14 protein-coding genes are annotated in these 13210 nt (G+C 44.1%); 8 read left to right on the forward strand and 6 right to left on the reverse strand.

Annotated elements, in window-relative coordinates; genetic code table 11:
* Window positions 1-32 precede the first annotated feature (32 nt).
* Window positions 33-749 (forward strand): Crp/Fnr family transcriptional regulator, encoded by a 717-nt coding sequence (locus IC571_RS03450; protein ID WP_215317438.1) that lies wholly within the window; start codon window positions 33-35, stop codon window positions 747-749.
* Here IC571_RS03450 and IC571_RS03455 read toward each other — a convergent pair.
* Both IC571_RS03455 and trxC read right to left on the reverse strand, forming a co-directional pair.
* Complete coding sequence (locus IC571_RS03455) at window positions 733-1650, reverse strand: prenyltransferase (RefSeq protein WP_215317439.1); 918 nt, start codon at window positions 1648-1650, stop codon at window positions 733-735. The genes IC571_RS03450 and IC571_RS03455 overlap by 17 nt on opposite strands.
* Window positions 1647-2066, reverse strand: a complete 420-nt coding sequence (gene trxC / locus IC571_RS03460) for a thioredoxin TrxC (protein ID WP_215317796.1) — start codon at window positions 2064-2066, stop codon at window positions 1647-1649. The genes IC571_RS03455 and trxC overlap by 4 nt, the downstream gene beginning before the upstream one ends.
* Window positions 2067-2260: 194 nt before the next feature.
* On the opposite strand from trxC, the gene IC571_RS10470 reads away from it, so the two are divergent.
* Window positions 2261-2326, forward strand: coding sequence for a DUF3149 domain-containing protein (locus IC571_RS10470; RefSeq protein ID WP_251373541.1), 66 nt, complete (start codon window positions 2261-2263; stop codon window positions 2324-2326).
* Window positions 2319-2645 (forward strand): hypothetical protein, encoded by a 327-nt coding sequence (locus tag IC571_RS03470; RefSeq protein WP_215317440.1) that lies wholly within the window; start codon window positions 2319-2321, stop codon window positions 2643-2645. Before IC571_RS10470 ends, IC571_RS03470 begins: the two co-directional genes overlap by 8 nt.
* A 29-nt stretch (window positions 2646-2674) precedes the next feature.
* Here IC571_RS03470 and IC571_RS03475 read toward each other — a convergent pair whose 3' ends face one another.
* Window positions 2675-3352 carry a Crp/Fnr family transcriptional regulator gene (locus IC571_RS03475; RefSeq protein WP_215317441.1) on the reverse strand — a complete coding sequence of 226 codons (678 nt, stop codon included), beginning with the start codon at window positions 3350-3352 and terminating at the stop codon, window positions 2675-2677.
* Window positions 3353-3363: 11 nt separating this feature from the next.
* Here IC571_RS03475 and IC571_RS03480 point away from each other — a divergent pair, with 11 nt between their 5' ends.
* From IC571_RS03480 to IC571_RS03495, 4 genes are all read left to right on the forward strand, one after another.
* Window positions 3364-3645: a heavy-metal-associated domain-containing protein gene (locus IC571_RS03480; RefSeq protein WP_215317442.1), complete on the forward strand. Its 282-nt coding sequence runs from the start codon at window positions 3364-3366 to the stop codon at window positions 3643-3645.
* Window positions 3646-3661: 16 nt separating this feature from the next.
* A complete protein-coding gene (locus IC571_RS03485) occupies window positions 3662-4060 on the forward strand; it encodes a hypothetical protein (RefSeq protein ID WP_215317443.1) in 399 nt (132 codons plus the stop codon).
* A gap of 80 nt (window positions 4061-4140) precedes the next feature.
* The gene (locus IC571_RS03490; protein WP_215317444.1) at window positions 4141-4500 is read left to right on the forward strand and encodes a DMT family protein; all 360 of its coding nucleotides are present in this window, start codon (window positions 4141-4143) and stop codon (window positions 4498-4500) included.
* Between the two features lie 586 nt (window positions 4501-5086).
* Window positions 5087-5425: a P-II family nitrogen regulator gene (locus tag IC571_RS03495; protein ID WP_215317445.1), complete on the forward strand. Its 339-nt coding sequence runs from the start codon at window positions 5087-5089 to the stop codon at window positions 5423-5425.
* Here IC571_RS03495 and IC571_RS03500 read toward each other — a convergent pair.
* The 3 genes from IC571_RS03500 to IC571_RS03510 are packed head-to-tail and all read right to left on the reverse strand — an operon-like array spanning window position 5412 to window position 12377.
* Entirely contained in the window at window positions 5412-6335 is a 924-nt protein-coding gene (locus IC571_RS03500) for a transglutaminase family protein (RefSeq protein ID WP_215317446.1), read from the reverse strand. The genes IC571_RS03495 and IC571_RS03500 overlap by 14 nt on opposite strands.
* Window positions 6336-6345: 10 nt before the next feature.
* Window positions 6346-8958, reverse strand: coding sequence for a circularly permuted type 2 ATP-grasp protein (locus IC571_RS03505; protein ID WP_215317447.1), 2613 nt, complete (start codon window positions 8956-8958; stop codon window positions 6346-6348).
* A gap of 11 nt (window positions 8959-8969) precedes the next feature.
* A complete protein-coding gene (locus tag IC571_RS03510; protein ID WP_215317448.1) occupies window positions 8970-12377 on the reverse strand; it encodes a DUF2126 domain-containing protein in 3408 nt (1135 codons plus the stop codon).
* A gap of 173 nt (window positions 12378-12550) precedes the next feature.
* On the opposite strand from IC571_RS03510, the gene IC571_RS03515 reads away from it, so the two are divergent.
* Entirely contained in the window at window positions 12551-13210 is a 660-nt protein-coding gene (locus IC571_RS03515; protein WP_215317449.1) for a glutathione S-transferase family protein, read from the forward strand.

Genomic DNA, 13210 nt, shown 5'->3' on the forward strand with positions numbered 1-13210 from the left:
CCGTTTCATATTCATTTGGTGTAGTTAGTCGCATGAAAACGATTGAGATTAAGAGCGCCTGGCAGGGCGTAAGTGATTGTGAGAATTGCTCGATTAGAAGTTCGGCATTATTTGCTGAATTAAATGAGGATGACTTCTCAAAAATACACAGCCCCATTGATGACTTAAGTTTTGATGCAAATACAGAGATTTATGCTCAAGGGGATTCAGCCCAGTCTTTGTATACATTGCGCAGTGGTTATGTAAAGATTTTGCATATTAACTCTGATGGCTCTGAACGTATCGTTAGGATCGTTTTGCCGGGTAATTTATTTGGCATGGAGGCATTGCTAGGCGATAGATATGAGCATGCTGCTGTTGCCTTGACTAATGCACATGTATGTCGAATTCCGAAGCAAATTATTGTGAGTTTGGGTGAAGAGTCGCCACGATTGCATAGGCAAATTGTTCGCAAGTGGGGAGAGGCTCTACTTCAATCAGAATCTTGGTTTTCTGAAATCAATACCGGAAGAATTGAAGTGCGCTTAGCGCGATTTTTCCTCAAGTTGGCTAAAGAGTCTGGATCTCATGCTATTGCACCGCTCTTTAGACGTGAGGATATGGGTTTAATGATGGATGTCAAATTTGAAACAATTAGTCGGGCTTTGGCATCCATGGCAGAGCAGGGCCTTATTTCCAACATTACTAGACTATCTGTCCAGATCCCGAGCATCCAGGTGCTTCAAGAATTTGCTAAAAAGGGACTTTAGCTTTCAATATACATCCGACACATAATAGTAAGGCGTATAGGTGAACGCCTAATATATTGATCGGTATCATCTTTCTCAAATGAGATTGATCTATCTCGCCATTTTTTAATTTAAATGCGCAGAACCAAAAGATGGGCGTGACCAAAAGAGTTACTAGGGTCTGTGGAGGCGCAAATTCCCGTTGAATGGCAAATATTTGCAGTAGGTATGCGCATAGCGGAAATGAGGAGTACCAAATCCATAGATACTTTGGGTTTGATTGAGCTGCTAGCGTCATTTTCTGCGAACTTTTGTCTGCACTGATATCAGGAATCTGATTCAAAAATAGGATATTGGCAACCATTAGTCCGTATGCAATAGCAATGGGAATAATTTCAATATCAATGACCCTCGATTGCAAAGCTGAAAATCCAATGACAACCAAGGACCAAGAGAGTGCTATCGCAATTTCACCAAGAACTCCATGTGACATAAGCTTAAAAGGTGGTGCTGAATACATCCATAAGAGCATTACTCCAAGGATTCCAATTGGCAAAAGTTTCCAAGTTGTCATAAAGCAAAGAAAAAGACCAAGGATCGTTGCCAGCAGGAGTAGCAGAATTCCAAATTGATGAATTTGCTTGGGCTGAAAAATATTTAATTGTATGAAGCGGCTTCCGCCAGTAAAGGGCGAGACTCGATTTGAATTGATTAAGTCAGATCCATTTAAGTGATCAAAATAATCGTTTAATACATTGCCTGCGGCATGTGCTAGTAACGCCATTGCCAACGCAAGGAGGTTGATGGTCCAATTGGGATTGTTTGTTAAATTTCCAAAAACAAAACCAATCAAACAACCAAAAATAGTAATAGTAAGAAAAGCTGGCCTAGTTGCTAAAAAATACTTTATAGCTGTACTCATATTGCCTTTAATACAAGCTGTTCTAGTTGCGCTGGCGGAAGTGCGCCAGAGATTCGCTCAACTTCAGCCCCATTCTTAAATATTGCCAATGTAGGAATTGAGCGAATATTAAATTGTTGGCCAATCGAAGGATTAGCCTCGGTATCTATTTTGATGTGCAGGATTTTTTCACCGTGCCTCTTGGCGCTTGCTTCGAAGGTCGGGGCAAACATCTTACAGGGCCCACACCAAGGCGCCCAAAAATCAACAATGATTGGCAATTTACTTTGGGTCAAGACTTCTCTAAAGCTTGCCTGATCAGCATCAATTGGACCCAAAAGTAGATTTGATTTACACGATCCACAGATCGGTTTGTGATTGATCCGATCCAGAGGTAGTCGATTAAATTTATGACAGCTTGGGCATTTGATGAGCATCACATTCTCTCTTTATTTGATGTAAATCATGAACTTATTATGAGGGCGAATCAAGTCTTTATATTTTGATTTGGATCAAAGGGCTTAATTTCTAAATGGTCAGAATGAATCAACATGATATAGGGAGGCCTTATATGTTATTGGAGTTATTCGGAACATTTGCTGGTCAATTGAGCTTAGCAGTGATTCTTTTTATGATTGGGATGTTTGTATTTTTTATTAGATTATTTGTCAAAAAAAGCGCTCAATCAAATGAGTAAGTTATTGAATCGCCTCCCGGGCTTTCAAACGTCACCTCCTGGTAAGGAGAGATGGATCTTGCGTCAAGCGCCTTTTTGGACGCTGATGGGAACATTGGCAATTTTGATGCCTTCATTTTTGACGCGCATTATTTCCTCTGACCCCAAGGTGGCTGGTAATTCAGGTTTAATTGATATCTTAGTGATCGCAACCTTGATATGTTATTGGATTGCGATTTTTACTATCGTTATTGGAGCTTACATAGTCGTTCTAATGAAAGGGCCGGCGTATGTTGCTGATGCGTATCCCTTAGAGGACTCTGATAGACCTAAAGGCTAATTAGTTGCGCTAGCCTCGACTCAAATTAATTAGCAATCTTGGGCTCGAAATAATTTATTGACAAGCCTTAATGAGTTTTTCTGTTTCTCAATCAAACCTTCTGCTTCCATCTTGGATAGCGCGCGGTAAAGCGCTTCATGTGTGATACCAAGTTCTGAGGCAAGCGACTTGTAGTCAGATTCCAGCACCAGAGTTCCTCGCTTTCCATCAGTTTCAATCAGATGAATCAATTTGCTTTTAATATCCTTTAGCCCAAGCCTTTCAGATTGGGTACGAAGGCGCATGATTTCTCTACTTAAGAGCTTGATCCACTTTGAAGAAAATTGCTCATCTTTGAGGGAGCTTCTAAAAGATTGGATTGGCAGGGTAATGGCTGTCCCAGCATGAGTGGCAATCGCATCGCAGTGATACACGTCTGTTAGTAGGCTGGCTTCACTCAGAAAGCCCCCTTTACAGCGCTGCAAGATAGTCGCCTCTCCATGAGAGTTTGATCTACTCAGTACCGCTTCTCCAGACACAATAAAAAACATGTATTCAGGGGCTTTTCCTAGGTGAAAAAGGTATTCACCCTTGGCAAAGGGGTGTGCTTTGCACTGACTTAAAAGTGCATCTGGCAATAGTTCTTTGAGGGTTTGGGGAATATACAGCTCCATATGATCAGAATCATACGTCTTTTTATAGCCTAGACCAATAATGAATACAAACAAAGGAGGGTGTTATGGAAACAGTCAATTTAAAAGTAACGGGAATGACTTGTGGCTCATGCGTGAAGCATGTTGAAAAAGCGCTGAGGGCAGTTACCGGCGTGCAAACAGTGGTCGTAGATTTATCTACTGGTACTGCTAGCGTGACTGGAGATCTTCCAGGCGGCGCAAGTCCTCTGTTGGCTGCACTAGAGGCAGATGGTTATCCGTCAACAATTAGCTCGGCAGATACAGTTGCTTCAAAGGAGTTGGCTAAAGGTGGTGGTTGTGGCGGTCAAAGTTGCTGCTGTCATTAATTAAAGGAGAGACGAGATGAAGATGATTAAAAAAGTGGTGATTGGTGTCACTGTCGCATTGGGTTTAGTTGCGATAGTTCATGCTCAACAAGGTCCAATGGGTGGCAATGGGCCCATGGGGATGATGAGGCAAGGTCCGATGGGTAATGGCATGGGCCCAGGGATGATGCGCGGACAAATGATGCAAGGTCAGATGACGGGACCTAACTCGCCAATGAAGGTCATGCAACAGCTCATGACTCCAGCAGAGCGTTTAGCAATGATGGATAAGATGGCTGATGCAAAGTCATGGGAAGAGCGTCAAGCCATTATGACCACAACACATACTGAGATGGAAAAGCGGGCAAAAGAAAAAGGAATTACTTTGCCAGTTGGACATGACCCTCAGATGATATCTGGTAAAAATTGTGGGTAACAAGATTTAAAATGATGTGCAAGAAACCACCTTCGGGTGGTTTTTCATTAATAGGTCTAGCAACCCGTTAATATTGAAGTATGCCGAATCTATCTAATCTCTTTGGGCCATTTTCATTTATTAGCCTCTTGGTTCTTTCTAATGTTTTTATGACATTTGCTTGGTATGCCCATTTAAAGAACTTATCCTCCAAGCCTTGGTGGATTACTGTATTTGCGAGCTGGTCAATAGCTTTGCTTGAATATCTCTTTCAAGTTCCAGCCAATCGAATTGGCTTTCGGTATTTTTCATTGGGTCAACTCAAGATTGCTCAAGAGGTTATTACACTTAGCGTGTTTGTGCCATTTGCTGTTTTTTATATGGGCGAGCCATTTAAAACTGATTACATCTGGGCGGGGTTTTGTTTGCTTGGCGCCGTTTACTTTATGTTTAGGGGGTAAAGAAAGACTGCACCATCTGTTTTTTGGTTGGCCGACAGCACAGCGGTCCACCAATTCCCGATCTGAATTTAAGCTTCAAGCTTCTCGAAATGCGACATCTGAATATACAAACTACGTCTCTAGAAGGACAAACTCCCCCAAGGATAATTTCTCCCTAAATTGGGAAAAAGAAAATTGAGCCTTACTTACTCCAGAGTTCAAGATTTCAATCTTTCCATCGGGAGTGAAATTCGCAAAATATTCTCCAGCGGGAAATAATATCTGAGCAAGATGATTCTTGCTAGATGAATAAGCGTCGAGGATAAGTCCTTTTGTAATTCTGATGCGCATGCCAAAGCATATGTCTTAGCCATCAAGAAGAAATGGTTTGATGCACACTTTTGCTAATATGCTGCACCAAAATGAGTCTTAGAATTTTCAAGTAAATTAATGCTTATATTTTCAACCAATTATGACTTTTTGATTGGTTATTAAGAGTTATTTGCACAAACCAGGTGCAAATATTTTTCTTTTGCATCCTCGCTAGTTGTTTAATTAATATTTAAGATATTTTGTGCAATGCAATGATCTGATCTTATGGTGAATTATGAAACTAATCACTGCAATTATTAAGCCTTTCAAGTTAGATGAAGTTCATGAGGCTCTTGCTGAAATAGGTGTTAATGGAATGACATCTTATGATGTGCGAGGATTTGGAAGGCAGAAAGGGCATACCGAACTTTATCGTGGTGCCGAGTACATCATTGACTTTATCTTGAAATTAAAAATTCAAGTGGCAGTTTCTGATGAACTGCTGGAAGATGCGTTGCGAATAATTTCTCGGGCGGCCTACACCGGAAAGATTGGTGACGGGAAGATTTTTGTACATCCGCTCACTGAGGTCATTCGTATTCGTACTGGTGAGACTGGTCCTACCGCTCTATAGGTCTGACTGTAACTGCAACATCTAGTTTGTGATCTGATCCGCCATGAATGACGCCTCGGATGGGGGATACATCCGCATAGTCTCGGCCCTGAGCGAGGTGAATATAGTCTTCACCTGGAGAGATGTATCCCCAGCGATTATTGGTGGGATCTAAGTCACACCAATTTCCAACTGTTAAATCTCCATTTGAATCAATATTGGGCACATAAACAGACACCCATGCATGAGAGGCATCCCCGCCAATTAGACGTGGTTGACCAGGAGGTGGGTTGGTAAGGATATAACCACTGATGTACTTAGCTGGTAGTCCAAGACTGCGAAGAGACGCAATCAGAATATGTGCAAAATCTTGGCAGACACCTTCTCGATTATTTAAAGCTTCGAGTGCGGGTGTACCAATATCTGTACTTTTGCTGACATAGTGAAACTCACCATAAATTCTCTGGGTTAAATCAATTGCAGCTTCTAGTATTGGACGTCCTGACGTGAAGTTTGCTCTAGCAAATTCATAAAATTCAGGGCGAATTTCCACAAATGGAGAGCTAAATAAAAATTCTGATGCTGCATCCCATTTGCTTTTGGAGTGATAGCGAAAGTATTCGCGCACTAGTTCCCATGCGGGGGTATCTTGCGGTTTAGGGCCTGCTTGAAAATTTCTATTGGTTTCAATTAATGATTTGGCGTTGATTAATAGCTCGCTATGTCTATTTTGCAGAGAAAAGAAAGTTCGTATATTTCCAAAGTTATCCAAGCTCTCCTCTGACCAAGCAGGTTTAGGATTAACTTGAATCTCTGTTTCTAGAACCTGTTGACTTTGAAGAGAGGCTGGCTTTAGATGAGCAAAATGCTGCGCAATCTCAACGCTCGGATCATAGTCGTATTGGGTTTCATGAATAATTTCGAGCAGCATAGAGTCGTACTTATATCTGAACGGTGTACTCTTGGGTGTGAATTAAATTAAAGTAGCGGGCACTAATTTCATCAGAAACATTCCAGGCTGATTGAGAAACGGCATGCAAACAGTTTCTCAGGTCCGAAAAATTACCATAAGCATCTGCTGTGGATAGCTTCAGTAGATCGAAATTTTGCAAATTCGTCACACTACGAGTGAGCTCATCCGGGTTGTCGCGCTCAGTGCCTGCTAATTTAGATAATCGAGCTCGTAGAGCCTTGCTGACCCATGCCAAGGAACGGGGATTCTCATCGTCCATTACTAACAGGCTGATCAGCGGTGCTATATCACGGCTCTGCTGGTACTGGGCATGGAAGGTAATGGTGCTGTCAAATAAATTCAGTAGCGCGGTATATCCAGAGCCATCAACATTTGGGTTAAACAATAATCCCATTTGAATTGCAGAGTCCAGCACCGTTGTGAAAAACGACAAACGTTCTATGTGTCTACCTATCGAGAGGAGCTGCCAGCCGTCATCACGCGTCATGCGATCAGTTTGGGCGCCCGTAATGGCAGCTAGAGAGCTACTGACTTGGCCCAGAGTGTCAATCGCTAAAGAGGATGAAAAGTCGTGATAGGTGGCAGCCTTATGGCAATCTTTTTGAAAGTTTTCAATACAGTGATTAATGGCGCTCCATTGCTCAGTTGAGAGTCGTTCACGCACATTTGATGCAGTACGTTTCATTGCATTGAGATTAAATCCTACGCTAGTGACATTTTTGCTGTTGTTAAGCGAGTCAATTAAGGTTCTCTCAAAAATACGATGGCGAATGTCGCCTTGGTCAAAATTACTTGGGACGCCCTCGGGTACTAGGCCATATTGGTGGCAGAGATACTCAAGCCATGACCATAAAGATCGGGATGGAGTGTATTCGCTATTGATATTTTCAAGGTACAGTTTAGCTAGGCGTAGGATATTCTCGCTACGCTCTGTATATCGGCCAAACCAATATAAATTTTCGGCCGCACGACTGGTAACCATGCGTTTACGGATGGTTAATTCTTTAGGTTGGTTTGCTTGCTGAGAATTTTCTTCAATATTGATAGCGGATTGATTGGTTTGTACCCAGACATCAGCGCTACTTCCGCCGCGTTGCATGGAGGCGATACCTGAATCATCGCTAGCAATGCGTGCAAGACCTCCTGGTAAAGCCTGCCAACTATTCGCACCGTTGCTCAGGGCGAATACTCGCAGCATATAAGAGTGTGGCTCTATTAGTGACGCATCATTGAGATTGAAGGCATTCAACCAGGTTGGCATTTGTGCCAGTGGTATGTAGGTTTGAACTGTATGCTCATCAGGCTGCCGAGTAATTTTTCCAACCCATTCATCTAATTGAGTTTGCGTAAGGTCGCCGCCAAGAACTGACTCGTAATTTTGGTGTCCGCTACCTTTAGGGTATGTTGGTTTAATTGCGCTACGACCCAAATTTGGAATCGCTGCTTCCAATGCTGCTCGCTCGCCACACCACCAGGTATCCATTGCAGGTAGTTGAATTTGCTCGCCGAGTAGACGCTCGCTGATGGCAGGTAAAAAACCAAGAAGCGCAGGGGACTCCAAAAAGGCAGAGCCTGGAGCATTTGCCAAAATCACATTGCCAGCGCGGATGGCTTGCAGTAAACCAGGAACCCCTAAAGTCGAGTCAGAGCGTAATTCAAGGGGATCCAAAAATGCGTCATCTAAGCGTTTTAGGAGAATATCAACCGGTTCCAAGCCACGGACTGTTTTTAAGTAAACGCGTTGATCTCGAATGGTAAGGTCTCCACCCTCAACTAAGGTTAATCCAAGGTAACGAGCAAGGTAAGCATGCTCAAAATAGGTTTCGTTGTATGGGCCTGGAGTTAGAAGGGCAATATGGGCATTCGATCCCGCAGGACTTTCTAGCTTTAATGCATCAATTAAATCGCGATAGGCATTCGCTAAATGGGCAACGTTCATTTGCTCATAAGCCTTGGGGAACTGACGAGAAATTAAGTTTCTGTTTTCTAGTAAGTAGCCCAGTCCAGAGGGAGCTTGGGTGCGCTGTGACAAAACAGACCATTTACCATCTGGAGATCTTGCTAAATCAAAGGCAATGATATGCAGATACTTACGGCCATGAAAGTTTGCTCCATACATTGACCTCAGATATCCTGGGTGACCATGAATAAGTGCCGGAGGAATGAATCCTTCCTTAAGCAAAGTTTGCGGCCCATAAATATCTTGCATGATGCCCTCAAGGAGTTTTGCTCTTTGCAAAACTCCTGCCTGAATCTCTTGCCATGAATCAGGATTAATAATTAAGGGGAATAGATCTACCGACCATGGGCGCTGCGGACCAAATTCATCGGCATAGACGTTATAGGTAATGCCGTTATCACGAACTTGGCGATTGAGCTCAAGCGTTCGTTGGTCTAAATCAGACAGCCCAGATGGCCCAAGCTGCTCAAAAAACGTTTTCCAGTGTGGCAATAGATCCTGAGAGTGACCTCGGAGTTCGTCAAAATGACCGGCTTTTGCATGTGGGGCTAAACGAGCTATCTCATCCGCCAAAGGGAGGGTGTCTACAGAAATCGGAGGATTTGCTTGAGAAGGATCCACAAGCTATTGTCTCATCGACGCATATCAAGGGTAAATGGGAACTCTTTGCTGGCACTAATTTCAATATTGGACTGCACTCCCTCTATCGGTCCAGGCGTATGACCCATGCGGAAGAAGCGAGCAAGACGACGGCTTTCTGCCTCATAAGCATTCACAGGGAAGGTGTCGTAATTTCGACCGCCGGGATGGGCAACATGGTACTGGCAGCCACCCACAGAACGCTTCATCCAAGTATCAACAACATCCAAGGTGAGAGGTGCATGAACGCCAATGCTGGGGTGTAGGCTTGATGGGGGATTCCAGGCCTTGTACCTTACTCCCGCAACGTACTCTCCAGCTGTGCCAGTCGGTTGTAGCGGCAATGGTTTTCCGTTGCAGGTAATGGTGTAGCGGCTTTGATTGAGTCCTGTCACGCGCACCTCTATACGTTCAATAGAAGAATCAACATATCGTGCGGTCCCGCCACCCGTACTTTCCTCGCCCATCACATGCCATGGCTCAAGACCATTTCTAATGGTGATTTCAGTACCCATGGTTTGGATTTGACCAATGAGTGGGAAGCGGAACTCGAGGTGTGGTGCAAACCATTCAGGCTTAAAGTCATAGCCATGGCGTTGCATCTCTTCAATGACGTCATCAAAGTCCATCTTGATAAATGTTGGTAGCAGGCAGCGGTCATGAAGTTCGGTGCCCCAGCGTGTTGCTGGTGCTAAATAGGGCTCATCCCAGAAACGGGCGATCAGTGCGCGAATCAGTAGCTGCTGAACGATACTCATGCGCGCATGAGGCGGCATCTCGAAAGCGCGTAATTCAAGTAGTCCTAACCGACCAGTTTGGCTATCGGGTGAATACATCTTATCGATACAAAATTCGCTACGGTGGGTATTGCCTGTCACATCGATCAATATATTACGCAGGGTTCGGTCAACCAGCCAGGGTGGCATGCTTGCGCCATACTTCTTACGATTTTCATGAATCTCTTTAAGAGCAATTTCTAATTCATAAAGCTGATCATTACGCGCTTCGTCGACTCGCGGTGCTTGACTCGTTGGGCCAATAAACATGCCGCTAAATAAATAACTCAGGCTCGGATGATTGTGCCAATACAAAATCAAACTTGCCAAGAGCTCGGGTTTGCGTAAGAAAGGGCTATCCACTGGTGTGGCACCACCCATCACAAAGTGATTGCCACCACCTGTACCAGTATGACGGCCATCTGTCATAAATTTCTCAGCAGAAAGTCGTGACTCGAAAGCGGCTTGATAGAGAAACTCAGTATGCTCAACCAACTCATTCCAGTTATGAGCTGGATGAATGTTGACTTCGATGACACCAGGATCAGGAGTAACTTGCAATATTTTTAATCTTGGATCAAGTGGAGGTGGATACCCCTCAATCACTATTTGAAACTGCAATTGATCGGCCGTAGCTTCGACAGCTTCTAGTAGATTTAGATAGTCCTCTAGTCTGGCTAGCGGCGGCATGAACACATAGAGAGCGCCATTTTTGCCCCCATGTTTATTCTCGGCATCGGGGCCATTAGCGCGCATTGGATCACGAGTCTCAACACATAACGCTGTCCTGGTGATCCAGGCAGCAGACTCTTGGCGAAGTGGACTGCGGCTTTCTTGAGATTGGCTCCAGATAGAATTACCAGAGCCACTAGAAGGGCCCAAGGATTTTTTGATTAATGTTTGATGCTGCTGAACTACTGGAGCGCTTGTTCGCAATGGTGGCCTAGGCGCAAACGGATCTTGCTCAATCATGTAAGGGTAATCCGCTTTACTGGTCCAGGGCAGCGAGTCCAAAGGTAAGCGGTAGCCCATCGGAGAATCTCCGGGTAAAAGATATAGGCGATCTTCGCGATAAAACCAGGGACCAGTTTTCCAATGGGTGTCGAAGTAGTTCTGAGCTTGACCTGCTTCAATCGGCAATACATAACCAATTACGGAATCTAATTTTTGAGTAAAGACGCGTTTTAAGCGGGTGCGTTCCATCTCGTCATCTAAATTCGACTGAAATGGATCGACATTGACTGGCAGTTTAGATTCGCGCCAGAGGTAGTAAAAAACATCCTCGTAGGCAGGCTCAATAAACTTATCAGCAAGTCCTAAATTTTTGGAGAGGGTATAAACAAATTTTTCTGCATCTTTGTTGGTATAGGTAATGGGATCGCGCTCATCAGCAAAGAGTTTTGAGTTTTTCCAGATAGCGTGACCATCAGCCCTCCAGTAAATAGAAAGTGCCCAGCGAGGCAACTGTTCACCTGGATACCATTTGCCTTGTCCAAAGTGCAAGAAACCACCATCACCATATTGTTTGCGTAAGCGCTCTACTAAATCTGTTGCATAACCACGCTTTGTAGGGCCTAGTGCATCGACATTCCACTCGCGCTCATCACGACCATTGATAGAAACGAAGGTTGGCTCTCCGCCCATAGTTAGACGTACATCACCAGCTTCTAATTTCTGATCAACTTTATGACCAAGCTCCACAATGGCTTGCCATTGTTCTTCTGTATAGGGTTTTGTCACTCGAGGTGATTCATAAATCCTTGTGACTTCCATCGTGTGCTTAAAGTCTACTTCGCACTTATCAACACCACCTTCAATTGGAGCTGCACCTGAAGGTTCTGGGGTGCAGGCAACTGGAATATGGCCTTCACCGGCAAATAGTCCAGAGGTTGGATCTAAACCAATCCAGCCTGCACCAGGCAAATAGACTTCGCACCATGCATGCAGATCTGTGAAGTCCACCTCTGTGCCACTAGGGCCATCTAAGGCTTTGACATCTGGCTTTAATTGAATGAGATAACCAGACACAAAGCGCGCAGCCAAACCGCTCAGGCGTAATAAATTCACCATTAACCATGCTGAATCACGACAGGATCCGCTTTGTAAATCTAGAGTCTCATCGGGAGTCTGAACGCCAGGCTCCATGCGAATGAGGTAATTAATGTCGTGTTGAACTTTTTGATTTAGCTTGACTAAAAAATCAATCGTTCGCATTTTGCTGCGATCGATAGTTTTTAAATACTTATTTAAAGTAGCGTTGCGCATCTTACCTAGGTAGGGGTGCAATTCTTTCTTTAATTCTGAGTTATAGCTAAACGGATAGTTCTCAGCGTCAGGTTCCAAGAAGAAATCAAAAGGGTTGTATACCGCCATCTCAGTCACAAGATCAACGGTTACCTTAAATTTCTTTACCTTTTCAGGAAAAACTAGACGTGCTTGATAGTTGGCATAAGGGTCTTGCTGCCAGTTAACAAAATGTCCTTCAGGCTCCACCTTGAGTGAGTAAGAAAGAATATGACTGCGGCAATGCGGGGCAGGCCGTAATCGTACTATTTGTGGCCCTAGTTCCACTAGGCGGTCATAGCTGTATGCGGTGACGTGATGGAGCGCAGCATGTATAGACATGCTTTAAAGTCTATAAGTTCACTACAAGGGTGCATTACTGCTTGGCACAAGACTAGTGCGGTAAATGTGAATATGCCCAAAATCGGGCAAAAGACGTCAAAAATAGGGCATAGAAGTCAGGTTGCCGAATACAGAAGGAATAAGTTGTAGCTGTACTCCTTCTGAAAACGGATATGCCTAAGCAAACTACCTTGACGATCAGCAGCAAAAACTATTCATCATGGTCTTTGCGGGGTTGGCTCATGCTCAAACTCTCTGGCTTGCCATTTCAAGAAATAGTGGTGTCGCCGGATGATGTGGATAACAGAGCAGAGTTGTTACTTCTCTCCCCTTCAATTCTGGTTCCTCGGTTAGATCATGATGGATGTCGAGTTTGGGACACTATGGCTATTGGCGAATATTTGAATGAGCTTAAGCCAGGCTCTCATTTATTGCCAAAAGATCCGATTGCTAGAGCACATTGTCGCTCTGTATGCGGGGAGATGCACTCTGGATTCTCGGCTCTGCGTGCTTCATTGCCCATGAATATCAAGGCGAAGTTTGCCTCATTTAAGATTTGGTCAAAAGCACAAATTGATATCAATCGCATTGTGGTCGTTTGGCAAGACTGTCTTACAAGCTATGGCGGTCCATTTCTGTTTGGCAAAGAGCCCACACTAGCCGATGCTATGTTTGCACCGGTAGTCACCAGATTCCTGACTTATCACGTAGCGCTTGATAAGGCATGTGAGAAGTACTGTGATCACATCATGGCAATGCCTGAGATGAGGGAATGGGTGATGGGCGCCCTTGAAGAACCCGATGATATTGAAGAACTTGAAGTGGAGTTTTGA

This window comes from Polynucleobacter sp. MWH-UH2A, assembly GCF_018687195.1.
Lineage (GTDB): Bacteria > Pseudomonadota > Gammaproteobacteria > Burkholderiales > Burkholderiaceae > Polynucleobacter.

Bases quoted from the DNA above. Each gene is read 5' to 3' on its own strand.
- IC571_RS03450 (WP_215317438.1), top strand. From the start codon at position 33: ATGAAAACGATTGAGATTAAGAGCGCCTGGCAGGGCGTAAGTGATTGT.
- IC571_RS03455 (WP_215317439.1), bottom strand. From the start codon at position 1,650: ATGAGTACAGCTATAAAGTATTTTTTAGCAACTAGGCCAGCTTTTCTT.
- trxC (WP_215317796.1), bottom strand. From the start codon at position 2,066: ATGCTCATCAAATGCCCAAGCTGTCATAAATTTAATCGACTACCTCTG.
- IC571_RS03470 (WP_215317440.1), top strand. From the start codon at position 2,319: ATGAGTAAGTTATTGAATCGCCTCCCGGGCTTTCAAACGTCACCTCCT.
- IC571_RS03480 (WP_215317442.1), top strand. From the start codon at position 3,364: ATGGAAACAGTCAATTTAAAAGTAACGGGAATGACTTGTGGCTCATGC.
- IC571_RS03485 (WP_215317443.1), top strand. From the start codon at position 3,662: ATGAAGATGATTAAAAAAGTGGTGATTGGTGTCACTGTCGCATTGGGT.
- IC571_RS03490 (WP_215317444.1), top strand. From the start codon at position 4,141: ATGCCGAATCTATCTAATCTCTTTGGGCCATTTTCATTTATTAGCCTC.
- IC571_RS03495 (WP_215317445.1), top strand. From the start codon at position 5,087: ATGAAACTAATCACTGCAATTATTAAGCCTTTCAAGTTAGATGAAGTT.
- IC571_RS03500 (WP_215317446.1), bottom strand. From the start codon at position 6,335: ATGCTGCTCGAAATTATTCATGAAACCCAATACGACTATGATCCGAGC.
- IC571_RS03510 (WP_215317448.1), bottom strand. From the start codon at position 12,377: ATGTCTATACATGCTGCGCTCCATCACGTCACCGCATACAGCTATGAC.
- IC571_RS03515 (WP_215317449.1), top strand. From the start codon at position 12,551: ATGCCTAAGCAAACTACCTTGACGATCAGCAGCAAAAACTATTCATCA.